The organism is Devosia sp. Root436 (assembly GCF_001426345.1).
Taxonomy (GTDB): domain Bacteria; phylum Pseudomonadota; class Alphaproteobacteria; order Rhizobiales; family Devosiaceae; genus Devosia.
The window spans coordinates 14,954-38,089 of record NZ_LMEM01000016.1 but is presented as its reverse complement, the minus strand read 5'-3'; the positions used below and the strand labels follow the sequence as shown (position 1 = coordinate 38,089).

The 23,136-nt window shown below is 60.8% G+C and carries 13 protein-coding genes; 3 read left to right on the top strand and 10 right to left on the bottom strand.

Annotated features, from left to right (window positions below; translation table 11 throughout):
* Nucleotides 1-166: 166 nt before the first annotated feature.
* Nucleotides 167-1,876, bottom strand: a complete 1,710-nt coding sequence (locus tag ASD04_RS18375; protein WP_056260161.1) for an RNA-directed DNA polymerase — start codon at nt 1,874-1,876, stop codon at nt 167-169.
* 206 nt (nt 1,877-2,082) lie between these two features.
* Here ASD04_RS18375 and ASD04_RS18370 point away from each other — a divergent pair, with 206 nt between their 5' ends.
* Both ASD04_RS18370 and ASD04_RS18365 read left to right on the top strand, forming a co-directional pair.
* On the top strand, nt 2,083-4,695 hold the full coding sequence (locus ASD04_RS18370) for a PD-(D/E)XK nuclease family protein (RefSeq protein ID WP_056260400.1): 2,613 nt from the start codon (nt 2,083-2,085) through the stop codon (nt 4,693-4,695).
* A complete protein-coding gene (locus ASD04_RS18365; protein WP_244488362.1) occupies nt 4,692-8,042 on the top strand; it encodes a UvrD-helicase domain-containing protein in 3,351 nt (1,116 codons plus the stop codon). The genes ASD04_RS18370 and ASD04_RS18365 overlap by 4 nt, the downstream gene beginning before the upstream one ends.
* Here the strand turns inward: ASD04_RS18365 and ASD04_RS18360 are convergent.
* From ASD04_RS18360 to ASD04_RS18335, 6 genes are all read right to left on the bottom strand, one after another.
* Nucleotides 8,021-9,814 carry an ATP-dependent helicase gene (locus ASD04_RS18360; protein WP_056260160.1) on the bottom strand — a complete coding sequence of 598 codons (1,794 nt, stop codon included), beginning with the start codon at nt 9,812-9,814 and terminating at the stop codon, nt 8,021-8,023. The two genes, ASD04_RS18365 and ASD04_RS18360, sit on opposite strands and share 22 nt — an antisense overlap.
* Nucleotides 9,811-11,946, bottom strand: coding sequence for an AAA family ATPase (locus tag ASD04_RS18355; protein ID WP_056260157.1), 2,136 nt, complete (start codon nt 11,944-11,946; stop codon nt 9,811-9,813). Before ASD04_RS18355 ends, ASD04_RS18360 begins: the two co-directional genes overlap by 4 nt.
* Before the next feature lie 276 nt (nt 11,947-12,222).
* The gene (locus ASD04_RS18350) at nt 12,223-13,347 is read right to left on the bottom strand and encodes a hypothetical protein (RefSeq protein ID WP_156461334.1); all 1,125 of its coding nucleotides are present in this window, start codon (nt 13,345-13,347) and stop codon (nt 12,223-12,225) included.
* Nucleotides 13,344-14,591 carry a HipA domain-containing protein gene (locus ASD04_RS18345; RefSeq protein ID WP_056260156.1) on the bottom strand — a complete coding sequence of 416 codons (1,248 nt, stop codon included), beginning with the start codon at nt 14,589-14,591 and terminating at the stop codon, nt 13,344-13,346. Before ASD04_RS18345 ends, ASD04_RS18350 begins: the two co-directional genes overlap by 4 nt.
* Entirely contained in the window at nt 14,584-14,919 is a 336-nt protein-coding gene (locus ASD04_RS18340; RefSeq protein WP_056260153.1) for a helix-turn-helix transcriptional regulator, read from the bottom strand. The genes ASD04_RS18345 and ASD04_RS18340 overlap by 8 nt, the downstream gene beginning before the upstream one ends.
* Nucleotides 14,920-15,161: 242 nt before the next feature.
* Nucleotides 15,162-16,232, bottom strand: coding sequence for a site-specific integrase (locus ASD04_RS18335; RefSeq protein WP_056260151.1), 1,071 nt, complete (start codon nt 16,230-16,232; stop codon nt 15,162-15,164).
* Nucleotides 16,233-17,444: 1,212 nt separating this feature from the next.
* On the opposite strand from ASD04_RS18335, the gene ASD04_RS18330 reads away from it, so the two are divergent.
* A complete protein-coding gene (locus ASD04_RS18330) occupies nt 17,445-18,596 on the top strand; it encodes an MFS transporter (RefSeq protein WP_162245161.1) in 1,152 nt (383 codons plus the stop codon).
* A 290-nt stretch (nt 18,597-18,886) separates the two neighbouring features.
* Here ASD04_RS18330 and ASD04_RS18325 read toward each other — a convergent pair whose 3' ends face one another.
* The 3 genes from ASD04_RS18325 to ribA form a co-directional block, all read right to left on the bottom strand.
* On the bottom strand, nt 18,887-21,166 hold the full coding sequence (locus tag ASD04_RS18325) for an NADP-dependent malic enzyme (protein WP_056260147.1): 2,280 nt from the start codon (nt 21,164-21,166) through the stop codon (nt 18,887-18,889).
* 440 nt (nt 21,167-21,606) lie between these two features.
* Entirely contained in the window at nt 21,607-22,050 is a 444-nt protein-coding gene (ribH, locus tag ASD04_RS18320; protein ID WP_056260145.1) for a 6,7-dimethyl-8-ribityllumazine synthase, read from the bottom strand.
* Entirely contained in the window at nt 22,043-23,005 is a 963-nt protein-coding gene (gene ribA, locus ASD04_RS18315) for a GTP cyclohydrolase II (RefSeq protein WP_082531346.1), read from the bottom strand. Before ribA ends, ribH begins: the two co-directional genes overlap by 8 nt.
* Nucleotides 23,006-23,136: the final 131 nt, after the last annotated feature.

Here is a 23,136-nt window from a genome sequence, read left to right as displayed (position 1 = left end):
TCGCCAGACCATACCGTTCGATCAGAGAGGCGTCGCTTCTTCGCCATGGCACGTCTAGCTCTGGCAGCTCCGAAGGCAGGTGATGTCACGATCCGTCGACGGGACTGGACAACTCTGGTTGGGGCAGGCGGAACGTTCCAGCTTGGTTTTGCGAGGTCTGTAGACATCAATAGAAGTCAAATGCACCGTCTGGCTCGCCTTCGCTCGCATCCTCGAAATCAACGAACTCGTCGGCAAGGTCCTCCTGAACCGCTGCTTGCTGCAGCTGCTGACGTACCCGCTCAAGGCGCAACCTCAAGAGAAACGTGCCTCGATTCAAATGGGACGAACCCGATCGGTAGAACTCAACATCCTGGGCGAGCAGGGGGCCAAAGTATGGGTCCGATGTGACGTGGGCCGTGGTCCCGGCCGCGTTCAGGCCCTTCAGCGCGCTCTCGTATGAATAGAGCCACATTGAACTGCGCAGGCCCTCCTTAGTCAGGCTGGCGTCCCAGGTGCGTTGATCGATCGCGCCTTGTACTAAGCCGAGCCGCTTGGCGTCGGCTATCAGGATAGCAACGGCGCTGTCCTCGGCTGCGAACAGTTCGGCGATTGCCGCGCTTCGAATCGATGTCTGAAGGCAAATGCAGAGATAGAGGAGCCAGCAGACTTCTCCCCGCTTTTGCAGAAGGGCCAGTGCTGCAAATCGGGCGGAGACAAAGGAGCTGATGCGCTCGATGGCGACGTCTTTTCGGTCGAGGTGTCGCAAGATCAGTATCTCGACCACCGTCGGAAGAACCGCGGCATTTTGCCGGTAACTGGACAGAAGATAGTCCTCGACCAGGGGCCAATCGTGGGTCTCGAGGAAAAGTCTCCGGGCGTTCTGAAGTGCGAACTTTGCGACGTTTGCCTCCGGGTGCGCCCGAACCGCTGCCTCTATTCCATAGAAGTACCGAAGTAGGCTGCCCTTGTCCGAACCGATGGCTGGGAGAAGACCCCTCACGTGTTCTTTCCACGCTGCAGCGAAAAACGGGCCCGTGGGTGAGATGCGTGTTTTGGAGTTGTTCAACTCGAGTTCAAAATCGTTGGCGCACCGCCTGAGCGTGGCCAAGACGATCTCCGCCTCTTGATGTGACGAGCAGCCAAAGACGTAGTCATCCACGAAGCGCATCGCACCGCGCTCGCGAGCACTCCACTTTCGCTTCCCTTTGAGCGAAGTCTGGATCGACTTGTCGATAGCCGTTCCAATAAGTTCGGCGATGAGACGCGATGTGTCCGGACCGACTGGTAGTCCGATGGTCTGCCCATCTTGAGCGTTGCGCACAAGAAGATCCAGGACGTTGCCGTAGAGCCCAAAGTCCTGCTTCCGCCGTTTCGCAACGGCCTTACCGTGGACCGCCCACGGAATTACGTGGGTATAGATCGAATGGAAGAAGGCCGCGATATCGCCTTCGGCGAGAAACTCGAATCCGGCGTTGAGGGTGACATGTTGCGAGTCCCGTGCATCGAATGCTGGGCGGATCAGCGCTCGCTCGCCGGCCCAATCGAATATAGTGGGCGCGACGGACATTCTCGAGCGCCTATTGAGCTTGCGTATGCTGACGTAGTTCTCGGCCAAGACCTTCGACAGGTAGAAGTACGAGATTGGGTTGATATAGGAGTGACGGCGATCCTCCCGACCGAACCGAGGGAAGCTAAAGATCGCGCGCTCACCCTTAAGCAGATGAAAGTGCGGAGGGCCATTCTTCTTCGAGGGTATTTGATCAAACGACTTGAGGATCGGCTCCCGCTTGCGTCCGAGACGCTCGCTGTAGAAGCAATCAGGCATCTCGGGCGGAAAGAAGCCGCTGGACAGCAACCGCACATGCCTCGCTTTGGGATTTTTGCTCTTGCTCATCGGCGGATGGCGCTCACGAGTAGACTCCAAAAGCAAAAAGGACGGGATGACGTTGGGGGTATATCCCATCGAGTCAAGCCGTCGCTATCAGTACAACGGGACTCACTAGAGTTCGGTGAACCCGAAAACGATGAGGCTCTGGAGCTCCGCCACCAGGCGGTTGAGTATCTTGGTAGATGGAAGGATCGGGAGAACGGGAGGGTCTTGTGCTGATTAACACGGTGGTAGTCGAGGGTCCGCTTGCGCTGAGGATGCGGAGGCTCGATGCCGCTCGAGAGGGCGCAATTGGTCGTCAAATCCTGACGCTCCCTCTATTGGCAGCACGCCTCGCGGGAGGTTTCATTACGCCCGCGACACACGACGCGCTCTATCCGGCAATCCGGCAGGTCCTGGCGAACGAGAAATTCGAGGACATCGCCCACGTTGCTGAGTTACCCGGGATGCCGGCTGCGGTACTGGCTTCCCTGCGGGACTGGTGGGCCGCCGGTCACTCGCAAGTCCACCCCCATAACTCTCGCCTCAGAGATTTTGTCCTTCTAGAACGTCACGTCCGCGATGCCCTACCACCAGGAAAGCTTGCTCCCTCCGATCTTGTGGCGGCCGCACTCAAGCGGCTGACCTTCGCACCCAAGGTGCTTGGGCCCGTCACGCTTCGGGACATCGTCGATGTTCATCCTGTCTGGCGCCCCCTGATCCTGGCGCTATGCGACGTCGTACCAGTACAATGGATTTTGCCGCCCGAGGGCCGTGGGTTCTGGTTTACGGGATCGATCAAGGCCCGCGAGCGCAAGGTTAGTTCCATCTTGACGGCCGACGTGTGCGCCGATCCGCGGAGCGAAGCCAGAGAGGCGCTGCGTTGGGCGCGCGACCTCGTCGCAAGGGGGGTGGCTGCGCCCCATGAGATTGCCGTCGTTGCGGCTTCGCCTGGGGCTTGGGACGACGCGTTTCTCGTTCTTTCACGGGAAGCAACTCTGCCCGTACATTTTACCCATGGCGTTCCGGCGCTCGCTACCCGCGAGGGTCAGACTTGCGCTGCGCTTGCCGACATCCTTTTGCGCGGCCTGACGCAGGAGCGGGTGCGTTTGCTCTTTGTCCGGCTTCCTAACTCATCGGCAAAATATCGCATCCCAGACGATTGGGCCAAAGGGATCCGTCGAAACGCTGCACTCACCTCTCCGGAGCGCTGGCGTCATGCCCTCGAAGAGGCACGGACCCAACGCGCTGGCGGCAATATCGCTGAACAGGTGTTGCTTCCCATTCTGGATGAACTCGCAATAGGAATTTCCTCTGCGGAGTCCATCGGCGACCGGTTGCTGAGTGGTCCGACGCTGGCGTTGTGGCAGGACGCTGTGCAGATGGCGCCGGTGCAAGCCATCGAGTTGTCCCTTCGAGCGCTTCGCGTCGACGACGGTCGCGATCCTGGCAATTCCATCGCCTGGGCCCCTGCGAGGCATGTCGCTGCTGCTCCTCGCCGCTATGTCCGTCTCATTGGTCTTGCCGCAAACGCTTGGCCGAGGCCAGCGAGTGAAGACCCGCTGCTGCCTGATCACCTTCTCGGCGATCTGCGGCTGCCGTCTTCAGCGGTCGCGGATAATGACCTGTTGAACTACAACATCATCATCAGTCAGTCGGAAGGGCACGCTCTCTCGCGAAACCATCGAAGCGCCGCGGGCTCGATACAGGCGCCAAGTTCGCTCTGGCGACGTGATCGGGAGCGTTTGGTTGGCCGAAGTATGATTCCTGCCCACGCGTTTAGCGAGAGCGATCGCCTGTATGCGCGACCCGCGGACGCCGGGAAGAACGCGCAGGTGCGATCGAGCCGGGTCTGTTGGAACGCCTGGCAGGACGGTGAGCGTCACACTGCGCACGATGGGCGAGTCCGTAGCAACCATCCTCTCCTCGTAGAGGCACTCACCGCTGTTCAATCGACGACTTCGCTGCAGCGTCTTCTTTGCGATCCCCTGGGTTTCGTCTGGGAGCATGCGCTGTTCTGGCGTGAGGCGGGTATGGATGCCGAACCGCTGTCGCTTCACCCGCGGGCCTTTGGTGAGCTCGTTCATGCGCTGATCAGCGGGGTCCTCCGTGAAGGCACGCCTAGAGACCAGGACGCTCTCAACAACGCGCTGATGCGCGAAGCTGACAAGCTGATCCAAGAGTGGCCAATCGTTCGCCCCGCCCCTCCGCATGTCCTTTGGCACCATACGATGGACGTTGCTCGCGAACGAGCGTTTCGGGCCCTCATCGACAGTTTCGGTGAAGCGGGAGGAAGAACTTGGACTGAACTGTCGTTCGGCGAGGCCGTAGGTGGAGAGCACCCGTGGAACACTCTCGCGCCAGTGCCGATTGGAGAGACGGGGCTTGTCTTTCGTGGGCGTATCGACCGGCTCGACCATGAAGTCTCGACGGGTGCTGCAATTGTCACCGATTACAAGGTGGGTTCGGCACCAGCTAGAAAGCGGCCCGTCGTGTTCGATCGAGGAGCGGAGCTTCAACGCGTCTTTTACGCGTTAGCCGTTCGAGCGCTTCTCCCCGATGTTCGCGACGTGAGTTCGAGGCTCACATACTTGAAAGACGATCCGGCACGTTCCGCGATCCTGTCCGGTGAGGAACTCAACAAGGCCCTGGAGCAAGCAATCTTGTTTGCTGCGGCAGGGGCGGAGCTCCAGCAGGTCGGGGCAATCGCGCCGGGGCCGCCGCGAGAGTTCTTCGACCCGCTCGCGATTGCGCTTCCGGCCGATGGCGAGGCCTACCGACGCATCAAGCGCCGTGCCTTCGCCCAGGTCAACTCTCCTCTCGACAAGCTATGGGGGAGTTCGTGACCAAGCCTGACTTAGGTGCGCGCATGCGCGCGTTAACGGATTTCCAGAGCAACATTCTTGTCGAAGCTGCTGCTGGCACGGGGAAGACGTCGCTGATGGCGGGCCGCGTGGCGATGATGCTCGCTGGTGGCATCGATCCGGCCTCCATTGCGGCCATCACCTTCACAGAGCTGGCAGCAAGCGAGCTTGAGGCTCGCATCAGATGGACGGTCGATGAGCTCCGTTCCGATCGCCTTCCGCCGGCTCTCTCGGGTGTCATCCGCTTTCCCCTGAGCGATCGACAACGCGACTGCCTTGACGCGGCAGCGGCGCGTGTCGGCGAAATTGCGGCCACCACGATCCACGGTTTCTGCCAAGGCATCCTCCGCTCGCATGGCCTTAACGCGGGACTGGATCCAGGCGCGCGAGTGGTCGACCAGACGATTGCCGATGCATTGTTCGACGAGGTTCTCGCCAACTGGTTGAAAGCGAAGCTCGACCACGATGCAGATGACAACGATCCGATCGCAGTACTCGCGAAGGATGACCCCCTCAGGATCGTTGAGCGCATCCGTGAACTTGCCTTCCTGCGGCGCGCACACCCTGACGCCACGGCGCCGGCCCCGGATGGCGACGACCGTACTGAAGTGTCATTTGCGCACGCCGTCTCCGAGTTCGCGCGCTGGTACGCCACTCATCCGGGGGATAGCTGGACAGGGGACCTGATCAGTTCTTTGGAGCGTCTCGCCGCCTTCTTCGTGACCGGTGTCGAGCAAACAGGGTTTGCCGGTCTGTGGCGGCTGACACAGCCACCACGTATCGACGAAATCATGCGCCGCGCGAGCATTGACCTTCTGCCGTACGAGCGCGGGGCAGCGTGGCGGCGTGCGATTGGGGCCGCCGAGGGAGCGCAACGGTCGCGTGAGGCGGCTGTCTTCTTTGAGCGTGTTGCCACAGCATACCGCTTGATGATGGGCCTGATCGCGCAGCGATTGGTCCATGATCTTGCCAGCGTACTGGGCGAGGTTGTCGCCGCGTACGACCAGCGTAAACGTGAGGCCGCAGTCCTCGACTTTGATGATCTCCTCCGGGAAGCCCGTATCCTCGTCTGCGAGCATCCTGACATTCGCGAGTCAGTCGCAAAGCGCTTCGCGCACCTTTTAGTGGACGAGTTCCAAGACACCGACCCAACTCAAGCTGAGATCGTGTTCTGCCTCGCGGCGGAGACCCACACTACAGTGTGGAGTGAATCCAACCTGCGTCCCGGCGCGCTGTTTCTCGTGGGCGATCCGAAGCAGGCGATCTACCGTTTCCGCGGTGCCGATATCGAAGCCTACACGCTGGCAAAGTCCGTCATCGCGCGAGCGCCCAATGGGTGCGTGCTCGAGGTCACCGCAAACTTCCGTTCTCGGCCGGAAATCATCGCGCACATCAACACGGTTTTTCGCGACGTCCTCGGTAAGAAGGGCCAGCCGGGCTTTGTGCCGCTGACTGCGACTCTGGAGCCCACACCGTTACCATTTCCCTCGGCCGCCAAACTGACGGTGGAGGTCCCCCGCGACGCGTCTGCCGAGGAGCAACGGGAAGCGGAGGCGGAAGCCGTTGCCACCTTGTGCACACGGTTGATTGGCGCGCTCAGCATCGCCGATCCAAGAGGGAAGACACGGCTTCTTCGAGCGGGGGATATCGCCCTGCTTGCGCCGACGCACACCGATCTGTGGCGATACGAACGCGCGCTGGAAAGCCGGCGCATCTCGGTGGCGTCGCAAGCAGGGCAGGCTCTATTTCGACGACAAGAACTCCAAGACGTCCTTGCGCTGGTTCGCACACTGGCCGATCCGTTGGACACGCTGGCTTTCGGCGCGCTCATGCGGGGGCCGACGGTTGGCCTGCGCGACGAGGATCTCCTTGATATCACCGCGGCGCTCTCGCCGGACATGGACGGAAGGCGCCGTTTCCAACTGCGTACGCCAATCGAACAAGTCCAGCATCCGGTTGCCAGAAGCGTTCTGACCGAGCTGAAGAAACTTTACCGGCTCGCCGCCGAAGCAACCCCCATGCAACTCGTCGCCTTCGCGATCGAACGGCTGAACCTCCGCGTGGTCATGGCAGCACGGCACGGGCAACGCAACGCGCGTGCGCTAGCGAACCTCGATGCCGTCATCGAACTTGCCCGACCCTATGACGTGGCAGGACTTCGGGCGTTCGCGCTGGACCTCCAACGTGGATGGGAAGGCAAACGACGGCACCCAGAAGGACGCGTTGATGCCTCTGACGATTCCGTCGAGATCGTGACCATGCACAGCGCGAAAGGGCTGGAATGGCCGGTTGTCATTCCCGTCAACTCTTCAACGCGATTCAAACCGCAAGATCAGTTCGTATACCGTCAGTCCGACCAAACGCTGCATTGGATCGTTGGAGGAGTCGAGCCTCCGGATCTCGCGGCTGCGCGGGAGGAAGAGGAGACGCGGGAGGGGCGACAGCGCGAACGGATATGGTACGTTGCGACTACTCGCGCTCGCGATCTTTTGGTTATTCCCGAGCTGCCGGGTGCTCCGGCGCGCTCCTGGTCGCGCGTGATGGATCTTGGACAGGCGACGTTACCCGAAATTCAGGTGGAACTGCTGCCGAAGCCGACCTCCGCCCCGCAGTCACAAGGCGAAAACGAACAGACCGAATCTGTTTTCGCCGGCGAGCGTGAGCGCATCGACGCTGCCTCCCCCCCGATTGCCTGGGATCGGCCGAGCGAGCGGGATGCAGATCGGAGTGCCGACCTTGCCGATGCCTTCGTGATCGATGCTGCCTCTGGTGACGTGCAGCCTATTCGAGGCGCTGGCTCACTACGGGGGACGATCCTTCACAAGCTCATGGAGGAATTGCTCACCGGGGAACTGGCGCCCGTCGAAGGTGAGGCGGAGATACGGGCAACGGGTCTCTTAACGCAGCTCGTGCTCGCTACCGATGAAGTGTCGACCGCTCTGCCCGAGGCAAGAGAGATGGCACATACGGCTCTGCGAACCTACCAACTGCCAGAACTCGAACCCATCTTGGCAAGCCTCGTCCCTGAGCTCCCTCTGTGGAGCGCGGCACCGCCGCGCTATCTCGCCGGCCGTGCAGATGCTGTAGCGACGGACGGCGATGGAATGTCCGTCGTGGTCGATTGGAAGTCGGACGTGAAGCCGACGTCCCTGATGCACAGCGCCCACGCGGCTCAACTCCGTGACTATCTCCGTGTCACGGGCGCCTCGAGGGGCGCGCTTGTCTACATGTCTGCGGGCCAAGTTGTCTGGGTTACTGCTCCTAGCGTGGACGCAGCCTCGAGCGCGGCGGCAAATCAAATCGCTGTTCAATCAGGAACGTCGTCGTAGTTGAAAGCGTAACTTGCGAGGACTTCGGTCGGTAGGTATGGGCCGCCGCGATTCATGCGACCGGTTTCGGAGATCAGGTGAAGATTTTTCCGGGCCCGCGAGCAGATGACATAGAGGAGCTTCTTGGCACTCTCAACCTGGAGGTCACCAAAGTGTGGCACCATGCCTTGCAGGAGCGCAAACGCAATCACGACGTCGAACTCCGCGCCTTTGACATTGTGGATGCTGGAAATGGTTATGCCAGAACGGCTCGCAAACACGCGACGGAACATCGCGATGTCGGAGATTCCTTGAAGCCCGTCTTCCTGGAGACGGTTAATTCGTGCCTGGGAATCCCCAAAGAACGTCTCGTGGTGATTAGCAAGTGCGGGGTAATCAGCGAGGACAATCCCTAGCCCCGTCAAGAACTCGTCAAAGAACAGCCTCAGGTGGTTGAGGCCATCCTCTTCGTCGATCGCGATCGCATTGCACATGCTAAGCAGGCCCCGGGGCGATACCCCACGAAGGTGAACCTCAGCCCGCTCAAGTTCGAGCATGATGTCACCGGCCCATCGCAGGCGCCGAACGAAGAGCTGGGGTGAAGGCTCGGTTAGTGCCAGGCGCGCGACCTTGTAGAAGAAGTTGTCAATGTTCCGGGCGAAGGGCGCGATTCCAGGTCCGTCAAAGCTGTACTCCGGCATGGCCACCACGAGCCTCCGGGTGATATCGGCGAGGGCCACCCACTGAGGGGCAATGACGCAGACTTCCCGGGGAGAGATCCCGACGGTCTCGATGTTGTACCGGAGCAGTCGAACAAGCTCATCTTCGAGTTGCCGGCTCGGGGTCGTGTGGTCATAGGAGATCGCGCTTTCGAACAATCGGTTCTTGCCCTCCGCGCTGATCGCGGCTGGGATGACATGGTAGTTCGTGAAGTAGTCAACGATGCGCGTCGAGGAGCGATAGTTGATGGACAGGCTTTTCGGGGTGAACGGCGCCTGGCAGTCCTGCGCGAACTGCTCACGAGTGATCGCGTACCCACCGAGCGAACCAAAGATGGCTTGGTTGGCGTCGCCGACAAGGAAGGCATTGGTTCGTCCGGCGCCCGCCCGCATCACATGGGCGATGATGCCGTACTGTATCTCCTTAGTATCCTGATACTCGTCAACCAGGATGAAGCGGAACAGTTGGCTTAGAAGGATGGCAATCGACGGCACGGTTGCGATCAGCTCGTAGGCGAATTGCAGGATCATCTCGAAATCGATCTGGCGCTTCGCTTCTAGGTCCGCCCAATAGCGGTTGAGGACACTCCCAACCGCCTGCTGCGACCTCCCGTGGGTATCTCGCAGTTCGCATCCCCGAGTTGAGTAGCTGTAGCTGCAGTCGAATGGCCTGACCCCGTTGCGCAAGGCGCGGCAATGTTCCTCCAGGCGGCGTTCGGTCCCGTGAGCGTCAATCACTCGAAAGCCGTGTCGAAGGGCTGGATGATAGATCGCGTAAGGCCGTAGGATCCAATCTATACAAAAGCTATGAATGGTCCCGATCCACAGGTGCTCGGTTCCAACGCCTAGGGCCTCGATCCGCTCATGAATCTCCTCCGCAGCCCGATGGGTGTAGGTGATCGCAACGACCCGTTGCTTCGTGGTTGCCAGCCGCGATAGTTCGAGCGCGGCCTTGTAGGTCAAGGCGCGCGTCTTTCCGCTGCCGGGGCAGGCGGTCAGGAAGACATTGCCAGGGATAGTTATGGCGTCGACCTGCTCGTCATTCAGGTCGCCTTTCGGCCAAACAAAGGTCATGTGAGGTGGTTCAGGACTCGGCTGATCTGATCGGCGGGGAACGCCGCAGCCATTTCGAGAAGCAGCGCATCGAGTTCTATTTGACCCGCGCTGAATCGTTCAACATGCGCGAACATCACCGCAAGCGTATCTGGGTTTCCCCGTCTGTCTATCTCCAGGCGCTTGAGGCGGTAGAGGATGATGTTGGCGATCATCGCGCGGGACGGGGAGTGCGCTGCGAATAGGGCTTGGGCGACATAGTCGGGCAGCTCTGTATCAGGATCGATCTTCTTGGCGACCTGAATCGCGAACCAGCCTTTGCCGGCGCCGTTAGCGACGGTCAGAACCCTGGTGCCAAACTGCGCTATGTCGCCCGAACCAAGCTCAGCGGTAGCAAGGGCGATGGTGGGAGCATGGACGTAGAAGTCGGGCAACGCTGCCACGACCGGGCGTTGATTGCCTGCTGCAACAAAGTCCACTTCGAAGGTGTGCGGTGCATAGTGGACCGTGACCCACGGGTTGCCCGCGACGAAGCCGTCGAGGCGAATTCGGCGAGCTATCCCGGAACGCTGCGAGCCCAAGACCTTAGCTTTTGCCTTCTGTGTCGCATCATTGTCGCCGGGGGCGGGCACGGTATCGATAAATGCTGCGTCGAGATCGGTGATAATTGCGCATCGTTTACGCAATCGAGTGTCGTGAAACACCACGGCCACATTCTCGAAGCCAGTGCTGCCGATGTTGATCAGGCTGATACCGAGTTCGTCGAGGCTGACGCCAAGGACATCTTTGACTAGCGCGGGGACAAGGATTTCCTCGGCATCGCCTTCGACCAGAACCACGCTCTTTGCGAACAGTAGATTGCTGCGCACCGCATCGAGATAGCGCTGGAGGCCCCGTACCTGACCGGGTGGGAGGCCGGCTGCCGGCTGATACGCCTCGCAGCGTCGGCCGACGCGGCCGAGTACGTTGACGTTCTCGATGTTGCTCACCTCGGAAATATGGGAGGAGTGGGTCGAGTAAATGACTTGGGTATCGGGGTAGTTCAGCCGATCAAACAATGTCCTCTGGATGTGCGTGTGAATGTGCGCCTCAGGTTCTTCGATGACCAGGAAGTTGGCACAAACCTGCTTCTCCTTCTGGTAGCGGAAATGGAGGAGCTTGAGCGTAAGGTAGATGAGATTGGCGCCGCCGAGGCTCAGCTCATGGATCGCCCCTTCGTAGCCATCATCGGACTCGCCGACGAACAGCCGGAGTGACTGGAAAAGGCGCTCGGCTTCTGCCGGAACGCCGGAGCGGATCCACAATCCCGCCGGTGAATAGGTCTCTCCTGCGGCGTCGCGAATGGTCTGCCGGATATCGCCGCGAATGGTGCCGACGTCCGGTAGCTCCTCGATTGCCGTGTTCAGGCCTTCGACCAAGGCGGTGATCGGCGCAAGCGCGGCCTGGTCGATCTCGCCGCTCTTGCTTCGCAATAGGCTCAACAAAGGATTGGTGCGGTTGTTCTGAAAATCCGTGACGACATCGCGAAGCGCTTGCACGAATGTGAACGAGATTTCCTTTGCAACGGAGAGAACCTTCGGCACCCGCCCGCCGATCTCGGACGGCTCCATCTCGTCGGGAAATCGGACAGCATCGAAGTCACCCACAAGAGCGCGATACTGGTCAGGGTCGGTGAAATCCGCCGTGCTCTTGCCGGTAAACACGACCTCATAGTCGTCCAGCGTAATCGCGTTGCGCAGCCGAACGAGGCCGTCGCGGTCGCCCTCACCGAGTTCCGCCAGGCGAAGCCGTATGGCTGTGTTTGGGCGGAAAATGAAGTTGTAGGTCGCGCGACCGACCTGGCCATCTTCGACATTGCCGACGCCGTGAAGGAATAGCGCCTGTAACGCCTCGTTCTGGGCGACCTCGTCGAATTCTAGGCTGATGACGATCCAATGTCCGCGCCAGTTATCAAGGCCCCGGTGAAAGTCGCTTTCATCGAGGCGGTAAGCCATCCGCAGCATGTCGTCATCAAGCAGCAAGCGCATCGCGCGGAACAAGTTTGTCTTGCCCGAGCCGTTCTCGCCAATGAGCGTGTTGATGCCCTTCTTGAAATAGACGTTCGCACTGCCGAAATTGCGGTAGTTGACGAGCTGTAGTCGTGAAATGTGCATGCGGCCCCGTTCGCGCACTCTGTTGCGGATGACAAGTATGAGGAACTTCGGGGGAACACACAACCAAGGCCAGCCCAAGCACAACCGGCAAGGTCCGGTTCTCAGGGCCTCCCTGCATTGCCGGTACAGCATTGCAAGGCGTTTCTAATTGGCGCTGTCAGTGCACTGCTAGGTGGCCTTGATCGTCTCAATTGATTGCTCAACTCGGCGAGATATGCGCGTGCCCCGTTTCGGGGGGCCCGCTCTTCTTGATGTTTTTCACGTCGCCGTGTCGCATCAGGCGCCCCCAACTATGCGTCGTTCCGTGCCGAGCGGGATGATCCAGCCGCCAGCGCGATCCGGTCGCGCGAACTCGTCGGGACTCACTTTTTCCGCCAGGCGTCCGCGAATGGTCTGCGCTTCGCCGTCGATTGCCGCGCGGATCAGATCCCGGTCTATTCCGACGAAAACCGGACGAAGGTTGAGCCGGGCCAGAGCCTCCTGATCGACGGTGCTGGCAATGGCATCGGTAATCGGGCCGGCCCGCGTGACGATTCCGCCCACTAGGCCGCCAATGTCGTGGGTCTTCTCGACTTGTCCTATCGGCGCGTTGTCGAGGGCGGCGCGGGCGCGAGCGGTGGCGTCCCGGAGCGGTCGCTGAAACGTTTGGCGTGTCAGAGAGCGCAGCGCTTGGGCGAGTTCAGCATGGCCGAGTGGTTCGATCATGCTGGCGACATGGAGGCGAAGCAAGCCGATGAAGGGAGCGTCCTTGTCTTGCGGATCGATAGGTTCGCCCTTGTCAACCGGATCGCGAACGGAGAGGTAGGCGTCGGCGGGGACGGAATTGGCCACGCCCCAGCGGGTGGCGACCGCGATCCGCTTCACAGTTACCTTCCGGCCCTTGACCGTTACGTCGATGCGTCCGGCCTGCGTCCAGGCTCGCGCGAGCGCTTTCGCTGGTCCGCCGGGGTCGTGACAGCCCTTGGCCTCCGCGATCGTGAGTGAGGTCAGTTCGGATTTGCATGCGATCCAATCGGGGAGGTCGCCTCGGGCGAGGCGCTTGATCCTTGCCTGCTTTCGACGGTCGAGATCGATCACGTGGTTGCCGAGATGGGCGAAGATGGAGAGATCGAAATAACGCTCGAGATACGCGCGGGCAACGAACCGTCCGAACAGGCCTGACAACGCGACCTTCACTTCGCGCGCCTGGCCAAGCGGTTGTCTGAAAATGAAGGACGTGCCCGCGCCGGTCGGCGCGAGCAGCGCATCTAGGATCGACCAAGCGCCATAGGCCGCGCCCGGCGTCTGAAGCACTTCGCGAATGCCTGCGTCTTCGATCTCGGAGACGTCCAGCGCGATGGTCGCGCCGGGGGAAGGGTCAAGGGATGGCGGCGTGAAGTTGTAGATGAAGGTTCGGGTCATAGTGCCATTGCCCGTTTTAGATCATCGTGCTCGAAGGCGCTGGCCATCCGGGTAATTTCGGCGGAGCGCGCACCGGCTGCCTTTGCGGTTTCGCGCCACGTCGCTGTCGCTGTCGCGACTTCTTTGATGATCGCGCGGGCGTGCACCAGTGTGAGGCCGAAGAACTCCGAAGCCGCCTCAAGCAGGTCGAGCGAGCAGGTGCCCTCGTCGAGGTCGATGTTCGTGGTCAGCACTCGCGCCTTGAGGTCGGTGGGCACAGGGTTGAGGTCATAGGCGGGAGAGAGAGACCATCCCGCCTTGCCGAGCCAAAGGAAGCCATGGTTGCGCAGGTGATCGTCGACATTGGAAATCAATACGTTGAAGACGACACGCCGATAGAGGGCATGAGCGTCGGTCTTCCCCCGCGCGCCGTGTTGCGCAAGAGCGTCGACGATCTCCGGGTAGCTGCCGCGCTCACCGTCCCTGGCACCCATCATCGCCATCGCAGACAGGAAAGGAATGCGGATCGCGCCGGAACGATCGAAGCGCCGGGACAGCATCACCGCCTTGCCGGCGACCTCGATCAGCTCATGGTGTGGGGTGGTGATACCGGCCTGGTCGGCCAGCCGCAGCGCGATCTCCTCCCATGTCTCCATGCTGTAGTCGTCGGTCTCCTTCGGAAACTTGGCGATGGAGAGGTGTCCGTGCTGGTCGATGACCGATGCTTTCGGCCGGGCACCGCCGAGGGAAGAGCCGGGGGCGAAGATGAGTTGAAGGTCCTCGTCCGTTTCCTCGTCCCGGAGGATCCGTTCGGTGATCTGGAGCAGCCGCCCGAGTTCGATTAGGGCGGGGACGCCGGCGCGGATAGGCGCCTGGAACATCTCTTCGCCTGCCCAGCGGAATCTGAGGGCACCCAGGCGGGTCTCGTCGGCGACGCCGAGCAGGTAATCGCTTTCCGCAAGGGTGCGAACGGCGCGGCCTTCGCGTTCGGCAAGACGGCGCTCGGCCCGTTGCATAAGACGGCGCCCCCATGTGTCGGGCGCGGAGTCTCCGATGGAGCCGAAAGTCGCCAGTCCGGCAGGAGGGGCGAAGGCGCCGCGGGTCAGGGCAAGAGCAGGCTCAAGCGAGAACCGGTCGGGGTCGACGAGCCACGCGCCATCATATTCGAAAAGGATAGTCTCTGTGCCTCGGACGCGATTACTCCTCGCGAGTCCAATTTGGCGTGTGCGGTCGTCCAGGTCGATATGCACCTCGAAGTCAGCCATCGCGAGACGATCCGGCTGGCCGCTTGAGGTGGACGTGCTTGGGCAATTCAGCGCTGGCCAGCGCCTGTCCAACAGAGTCGTTGCTGATGTCGGCGATTTGGCTCAGACCGTCGAGCAGGCCGAGCGCCTGAAGGACGCCCGCATAAATGCCTATGCTGACATTGGTGTCCCCAGCCTCGACCTTTTGTAGGGTCGATCGGGAGGTGAAGGCGCGCTGCGCCACGACGGCCATTGGTAGCCGCCGACGCCGACGGGCATCGTGGATGTCGGCTCCGAGCTTGCTAAGGGCGCGCCGCACAGCGGCAGGAGGATTGTGTGGTGTAGGCATTTGAAACCTTCGCACTACAGATTGGCTGGATATGTAGCACGAAGCTTACAATTTTCCAAGCTATTCGCGCGAAGGCTGTCCAGTAAGGGAGGGGATGGCGGACCGGGCCTGTGACGGCATGATTCGGGAGGCTGAATCGCGGCCCGCGTCGTCCAGCGTAGAGGCGGCGGTGCGGGCCACGCTGAGGCCGGAACGCCTCACGAGGGCCAATAGGCGCGCTCACGGCTAAAACCTCATCGACTTCATCTGTTGCTGATAGCGAGTTGCAGGCCGCGCCAGTCCACATACTTGTCGCCAGCTTCGCGAATGTGGGTGTAGCGCTTGAGGCTGACCCATGACCGGTGTCCACTGACCGTGGCAACCTTGGGAATGTTCCAGCCCATCTCGAATAGCCGAGAAATCCCCTCATGCCGCAGATCGTGGAAGCGCAGGTCCTCGATCCCGAGCAGTTTACAGGCCCGCGTGAAATTGGCGGTGATGGCATCGGGTGAGTAGGGGAAGATTTCCGGCTTGGTTTTGGGCATGCTTTCAATGACCTGAATAGCCTCGTCTGGCAGATCGACCCAGGTATCGTTTCCGATCTTCTCGCCCGGGTGTTTCATATCGCGCACGAGCACACGCTTGTGTTGTTTTTCAAAGTCATCCCATGTGATTTGCGTGATTTCTGCTTGCCGCCGGGTCGAGAAGAGCGCGAACACGATGACCTTGTGCATCGGCACGGCTTGAGGAACTTTCTTTCGCCGATCGACGAAGTGAGCCAGAAGTTTGTCGAGTTCTTCCAGCGTTGGCCGTCGGTCGCGCTGAACGGAGCGCGAGATGATGCCCATGCGGCGGGCGACTACAATCGCGTCCCTCATCTCGCGATCATTCAATCCATAATCCCACATCGGCCGCGCGATAGCGAAGATGGCCGCGAGGTGGCTGGCGTAATTGCCGACCGTCTGAGGCTGGCTTGTCAGCGACTGCAGGAACTCGATGATATCCTTCGACTTGATGGTGGAGCAGGGCATGTCGGCGATGGGATAGTTCTTGATCGCTCTGAGAACCTGAGCTTTTGTCCGGCCAATCTCCCTCAGAGACTCTTCGGTGTACCGGTCAATGGCTTTTGCCAGCGGGGGGTCCGCCGCCTTGTACTCGTCGATCACGCCTGGTTTCGCGAGTTCGCGCTCGCGCTTTTTGATCCACGACGTCGCGGTCGGACGCCTGTCAAAAGTTTCCGTCTCGTGATAGGCGAAACCATCACGCATGACCCGCACGCGCGCCATATAGGCAGCGCTGCCGTCCTTGCGCTTGCGCTCGGTGATAGTGCCCATGGTGGAATCCTCGTTTGGTACACGCGATTTCATTTGGTACATTGTACCAAAGTCAGGTGTCAAAATCGACGGATTTGGTACATGAACGAAGGAAACGGGACAAGGGCGAATGAGAAAGACAAGGCCTAACTGATGGAAAAAGAAAGGAAATCGCAGATTAGCGTAGCCCGGCGTTTTTCCGTTGCCCCGATGATGGACTGGACGGATCGCCACTGTCGGTTACGCGCCTGCGAACCCGCCGTAAGCTCCCGCCGAGTTTCCGTGCCCGGGCACCTTCGGATTGATATCTAGTTGGGCAGCATGTCCGCAGGTCGGCCGAGCTAACAGCGAGGCTTCAACTCAGTATCTGTTGGAAAGAGTGGGGTCGGCGCTTGGGATCTGAAGGGCTTTGGGGGCATTAAAATACACCGAACTTTGACGCTAACTTGTTACAGCGTTTGAAAGAATCGACAATTAATGGGCGCGACAAGCCTGATCCCTTAAGCACGGACGATTGTGGATTGCGGTCGATCACGTTCCGGGAAGTTCGGCGGCTCACGAGCCGGGAACGAGGGTTGACGTAGGGTAGGGGGTCTTCGGCTACATTAGGTCGGGTCGGAGTAGGGTGCCCCCGGATCATCCCAATTCATGCATTTCGGCAAGTTTGGGGCCGTTATCCGGAGCGTCAAGTTTCAACGCACATACTCCTGAAGCAGACCTAATTCCACCGGGAAACGTGGCAGGGTGTTCCCTGCCGGACTTTGTCGATTTTCTCCTGAGCCGGACCTTCCGTCATACCTTACAAGGGTCGTGAAGGAGCTTTTCAATGAATGAGCACATTGGAGAAGACGTGCTGAGCCCGCTGATCTTCCCATCTGGTTCGGCGGCCTCACCGCAGCGGCGCTTGAGCCGGGCGGCGGCGCAACACGCCTGTTAGTTGGTAACGGGAGGTTATGCCGAACAAGGGTGAGATGGCCTACTGTGCCGCCGACCTACCTCGCCAATGAAGCGGAGAAATCGTGTTGCTGCACACACCCGTGAGATACCGAAGTGGGGTGGCGTGCCTCGTGCGATGCCACCGGGTAAAGTGGAACGAACCAAACTCATAGTAGTCGGCGGTGGACTTGTCGGAGCGGCGGTTGCCTATGGTGAAGCCCGTCTTGACGTGCCAGTACTGCTGCTGATCTAGGCATGCCGCCGTCAACCTTTCCGCCGAACGCAAGCGAGCCCATCGTGACCAGTCTCTCCACGCCGCGTGCGCTCGCTTATTCGACAGCGATGATCGTTCTGTCGACGCTGGGGACCGGCTATTTCCTGGGCCTGTTCAGCCCATCGATCACCGCCGAGTTCGGCACTGATCAGTCGACCATTGGCTTTATCTTCGCGCTGTCCACGCTAGCTGCGGTCGTGCCGATGTTCTACCTTGGTGGACTGGTCGACCGCATCAGCCTCAGATCATATACCCTGATCCTCCTGGCCATTTTTTCCGTGGCCAGCCTGTGCGTGGCCTTCGCACCAAACCTGCTGGTTTTCGCTATCGGCATTCTGTTCGTGCGCCTCCTGGGCGACTGGCTCTTCACCCATGCCGCGCTCACCGCCTCTGTCCGCCTGCTGGACGGACGCAAGAAGGCGCTGGCCGGACTGCCCTCGCTGGGCTACGCGCTGGGGCCCTCCATCCTGCCCGCTCTCGCGGTGCTGCTGCTTGGAATTTATGGCTGGCGCGCCACCTGGCTCGGCATCGCCTTGGCCACGGCCGTGGTGGCCATCCCGGCCTTTTTGTGGCTCCTCGCAAGTGAGTGCAGAACCGGCATCGACGCCCCGGCAGTTGCCCGGCCGCGCCTCGCAATCGATCACGCTGTGCTACCATACCTGCCTGCGCTGATGTGCGTGCCATTGATCTTTTCCGGCATGCTTTTTCACCAGTCCGTCTGGCTCGATCAGCGGGGCGCCGCCGACTGGATCGCCATTGGCCTCGCCGCCTATGCCATCGCCCAGACCACCGCCATGCTAATATCCGGGGTACTTGTCGACCGCTTCTCCGCCCGGCGTGTCGTAGCGCTCTATGCCCTACCGGCCGCCCTGGGCATGGGCGTTGCGCTGGTCGGCTCGCCTGACTGGACCATTCTGGGCTATTTTGTCGGAGCAGGGTTCGCGACCGGCCTCTACTTTGCCTGCACGCCGCATCTGCTGGCCGAACTCTATGGCAAGGCTCGGCTGGGCTCCGCGCGTGCCGCTGTGCAATGCGTTACCCTGGTCTGTTCCGCCGCCTCCACCATCGGCCTCGGTGTGTGGACTGATGCGGGCCTGTCGATATCCATCGTGCTGGTCGCCGGCATCGTGGTCATAGCCGTCACTTCACTGATCGCTTTGCTGGCATCGCATTGATAGGGTCAGGATTGAAACCGCTTTCCGGCTCACAACGGAAAAATTCGAGGCGTTCAAGTAGCGCCATCTCTCGCCTCGAAAAGTAAACGGCGCCGGGAAATTGCAACCCGCGGCAGACACCCTCTTCAAGGAGGTCCGGCGCGGCATTCTCGCACTGCGTCAGCTCTCCGAGGCGGCGCACCGTATCCAGCGCCCCGGGCCGTGGCATCCTGCGTCTTGGCGCCGTATAGTCCCATTCGCTGTCAGTGCCCTGGGCCGTAAATCTGTTCTCGCAGGGCCAATCAGGGAGCTCACGCCAATGTTGGGGCCAGCGCCTCGGCCGCGGCGATTGCAGCCATATTGACAATGCCTCTGGAGGTCACAGATGGCGCCAGGATATGCGCCGGCTGCCGCGTTCCCATCAGGATAGGCCCCACCGGCAGGGCATTGTTGAGCTCCTTGAGCAGCGTCATCGACAGGTTTGCTGCTTCAAGGTTCGGAAAGATAAGCAAGTTCGCCTCGCCCCTCAGCACCGAATTGGGCACGTAGCGCTCTCGCAACTCAGTATTGATCGCTAAGTCGCCCTGCATTTCGCCTTCCGCCGCCAAATCCGGCGCAACCTGCTTGAGGGTCTCATAGACGAGCCGCATCTTCTCGCTGGTCGCGCCCTCGCGCGAACCGAAGTTCGAGTAGCTTAGCAAAGCTGCCTTGGCATCAATGTTGAAGCGCTTGAGGTGGTCGCGCGCCTGCAGCGTGATCGAGACGATCTCGTCGGCACTGGGATCGATATTCACGTAGGTGTCGGCGAGGAAGAACACGCCGCGGGTCATCACCAGCATCGAAAGCGCCGAAAGCTGCTGGGAATCCTCGGCCAGCCCGATCACCGATTGGATATTGCGGGCATGCTTGATGAACCGGCCCTGCAGCCCGCAGATCAACGCATCCGCCTCGCCGCGTTTCACCGCTAGCGCCCCGATCACTGTTGTATTGGTACGCACGATCGTCCGCGCGGTGTCCGGCGTCACCCCCTTACGCCCGACCAGTGAATGGAACAGCTCCACATAGTCGCGATAGCGCGGATCGTCCTCGGGATTAATGACGTCGAAATCGCGCCCCGCCTTCAGGGTCAGCCCGAAGCGCTCGATGCGTTGTTCAATGACGGATGGGCGGCCAATGAGAATGGACCGCCCTATGCCGTCTTCCAGCATCACCTGGGTGGCGCGCAGCACGCGTTCGTCCTCGCCATCGGCAAAGGCGATGCGCTTGCCCTCTCCCAGTGCCCGTTCGAACATCGGCTTCATCACGAATCCCGAGCGGAATACAAAGCGATTGAGCTGGTCGCGATAGGCGGCGAAATCGTCAATCGGCCGGCGGGCCACGCCGCTTTCCATGGCCGCCTTGGCCACGGCCGGCGCAATGCGCAGGATCAGTCGCTGATCGAACGGATTGGGAATGAGATAATCCGAGCCGAAGATGGCCGGCACGCCATGCGCGGAAGCCTCCAGCCCCGGCTCATGCGCTAGCTTGGCGATGGCATGGGCGGCGGCGGCCTTCATCTCTTCGTTGATCACCGTGGCGCCGCAGTCGAGCGCGCCGCGGAAGAGGAAAGGGAAGCAGAGGACATTGTTGACCTGGTTGGGATAATCCGATCGTCCCGTGCAAATCATGGCGTCCGGCCGCGCTTCTCGCGCCAGTTCCGGCATGATTTCGGGAGTAGGATTGGAAAGCGCCAGGATAAGCGGATTGGGCGCCATGTCCTTCATCATTTCGGGCTTCAGCGCCCCGGCCTTGGACAGCCCAACATAGATATCGGCGCCGGCCATAACTTCGCTGAGCTCGGTCTTGTCGGTGTTCTGAGCAAAGGCGCCGCGCCAGCGATCGACCGAGTTATGCCGCACCTTGGTGACTAGGCCCTTGGAGTCGGCGATCCAGATGTTCTCGCGCGTCGCTCCCACCGCGATCAGCATATTCATGCAGGCGATCGCCGCCGCACCGGCGCCCGAGGTGCAGATCTTAACCTTGGCAATGTCCTTGCCGACCAGTTGCATGGCATTGAGCACGGCAGCGGCGACGATGATGGCGGTGCCATGCTGGTCGTCGTGGAACACCGGAATATTCATCCGCTCGCGCAAAGCTTCCTCGATCTCGAAGCATTCCGGCGCCTTGATATCTTCGAGGTTGATGCCGCCAAAGCTGGGTTCCAGCGGCGCCACGATCTCGATGAAGCGCTTGGGATCCTGTTCATTAACCTCGATATCGATCGAATCTATGCCGGCGAACTTCTTGAACAGGACCGCCTTGCCTTCCATCACCGGCTTGGATGCCAGCGCGCCGATATTGCCCAGGCCCAGCACGGCCGTGCCATTGGAGATGACCGCCACTAGGTTGCCCTTGGAGGTATACTTGTAAACGGCTTCCGGATCGGCGGCGATTTCCTCGCAGGGAATGGCGACCCCGGGCGAATAGGCGAGCGAAAGGTCGCGCGCATTTGCCAGTGGCTTGGTCGCCACGATCTCAAGCTTGCCCGGCTTGGGGAACTGGTGAAAGTGAAGGGCGCCCTCACGAAGGCTTGCCGCCTTGTTCTCAGCCATGTCGTCTTCTCCGATTCAGGCTAAAGCCAGTTGAGATTGTTTTGCTGGGCAAAACGGTGTGCAGGAGGCGTTTCGGCTAGTGCAGCCTTAGGGGCATGGGGGGAGGCGGGTGCGAACGCTACATGGATCTCCAGCCTGGTAGCCATAGGACGATAGGAGGGGTCGACGGCACTGCAGGGGGCGATCGCGATGCAACGGAGCTCTCCTCGAAGTCGCGTGCCCGGCTGAGCCATCGGCAGGCCGTCGCCGCACATTGGGGCCCAGCTTCCTTTCGGCCGCCGATCGGCTGTTTTCAAAGGCCAGTCCAGAAAGTGTCGCGTCCGCAGTGCTTCTGGCGCTGGTGGGCTCAGCGCTGATCACGCGCACGATGGACGGAGCGGGCCAGGTGCCAGCGCTCGAACAACCAGCCGGCTTCTATTGCTAGATCCTCACTGAGAACTTCAACTGCCCAAAGTGCTGAATATGCGTAGGACTTTCAGACAAGCGGCAGCGGCTTCGCGGCCCTTGTTGTGCTCGTCGTCACGACTGCGCACAATGGCCTGTTCGTCCGTGTAGGTCGTCAAAATGCCGAAGGTGATGGGTTTGCCGGTTTCGAGCCCGGCTTGCATCAGGCCATGGGCGGCGGCTTCGCTGATATATTCGAAATGGGCCGTATCGCCTTTGATGACGCAGCCCAGGCAAATCACTCCGTCGAAGCCGGATTGCGCCAACCGCTTCGCAATAAGCGGGATTTCGAAGGCGCCGGGGGCCGAGTAGATATTGTCTGGCGCAATCGGGATTCCCTTCCTGCTCAGATATTTCAGTGCTCCGTCGCGCAGGCCATGCGTGACCTCGGGATTGAACTGGCTGACAACAATGGCGAGGCGTGGCGAAGTATCAGACATTCTGGTTCTCTTGTTCCTGGTGGGTAAAGGTGTGCCCGAACTTGTCCCGCTTGGTTGCGAGATAGCGCCAGTTGTAGGGATTTGCTGGGATCTGGATGGGCAAGCGCTCGGCGACATGGATGCCGAACTGCTCCAGCGACAGCGCCTTGCCCGGATTGTTCGACAACAGCCGCAGACGTTCGATGCCGAGCGCCCGCAGGATCTGCCCGGCAATGCCGTAGTCGCGGGCGTCCGGAGCGAAACCCAGTGCCGTATTGGCTTCCACCGTGTCGTGTCCCTGGTCTTGTAGTGCATAGGCCCGGATCTTGTTGGCGAGACCAATACCGCGCCCCTCCTGCCCGCGTAGATAGATCAGCGCACCGCCATCGCCGGTAGCGATCTGGCGCAGGGCCTCCTGCAATTGCGGTCCGCAGTCGCAACGTAGCGAGCCCAACGCATCCCCAGTGAGACACTCGGAATGCAAGCGCACCAGTGGGAAGCCGGCCAAAGGGTTTCGGATCAGCGCCAGATGCTCTGTGCCGTCCAGGCGGCTGCGGAAGGCGCGAACTTCGAGCGGGATCGGTGAGTGTTGGGTTGGCAGTTCGGACCGCGCCACTTCATCGACCAGCGTCTCGCTGGCAAGCCGATGCGCGATGATGTCCCGAATGGTCAGGATTGGCAGCTTATGTTGCCGGGCAAATATCTCGAGATCGGGTCGCCGCGCCATCTGCCCGTCGTCCCGCATAATCTCGCAAATTACGCCGGCGGGCGGGAGCCCAGCCAGCCGCATCAGGTCAACGGCGCCCTCAGTATGACCATCGCGCGCCAGCACGCCATTTTCGGCCGCCCGCAGTGGAAAGACGTGACCGGGGGAGGCAATTCTTGCGGGCGTGACATCAGGGTCGGTCGCGACCAGCACCGTTCTGGCCCGGTCATGGGCCGATATTCCCGTCGTGATCCCCTCGGCGGCCTCAATGGAGACCGTAGCGGATCAAGTGGGCACAAAGGCGTAAACCGTGAAGCCCCTGCCATCCGACGAGCTCGATGACGCTGATGTCGAGATCCTCTTGAGTGCGATCCTAAATACCGGTGGCGGGTAGGTTCACG

Excerpts from the sequence above, each read along its gene's own strand:
- ASD04_RS18375 (WP_056260161.1), bottom strand. The coding sequence starts at position 1,876 with ATGAGCAAGAGCAAAAATCCCAAAGCGAGGCATGTGCGGTTGCTGTCC.
- ASD04_RS18360 (WP_056260160.1), bottom strand. The coding sequence starts at position 9,814 with ATGACCTTTGTTTGGCCGAAAGGCGACCTGAATGACGAGCAGGTCGAC.
- ASD04_RS18355 (WP_056260157.1), bottom strand. The coding sequence starts at position 11,946 with ATGCACATTTCACGACTACAGCTCGTCAACTACCGCAATTTCGGCAGT.
- ASD04_RS18350 (WP_156461334.1), bottom strand. The coding sequence starts at position 13,347 with ATGACCCGAACCTTCATCTACAACTTCACGCCGCCATCCCTTGACCCT.
- ASD04_RS18345 (WP_056260156.1), bottom strand. The coding sequence starts at position 14,591 with ATGGCTGACTTCGAGGTGCATATCGACCTGGACGACCGCACACGCCAA.
- ASD04_RS18340 (WP_056260153.1), bottom strand. The coding sequence starts at position 14,919 with ATGCCTACACCACACAATCCTCCTGCCGCTGTGCGGCGCGCCCTTAGC.
- ASD04_RS18335 (WP_056260151.1), bottom strand. The coding sequence starts at position 16,232 with ATGGGCACTATCACCGAGCGCAAGCGCAAGGACGGCAGCGCTGCCTAT.
- ASD04_RS18325 (WP_056260147.1), bottom strand. The coding sequence starts at position 21,166 with ATGGCTGAGAACAAGGCGGCAAGCCTTCGTGAGGGCGCCCTTCACTTT.
- ribH (WP_056260145.1), bottom strand. The coding sequence starts at position 22,050 with ATGTCTGATACTTCGCCACGCCTCGCCATTGTTGTCAGCCAGTTCAAT.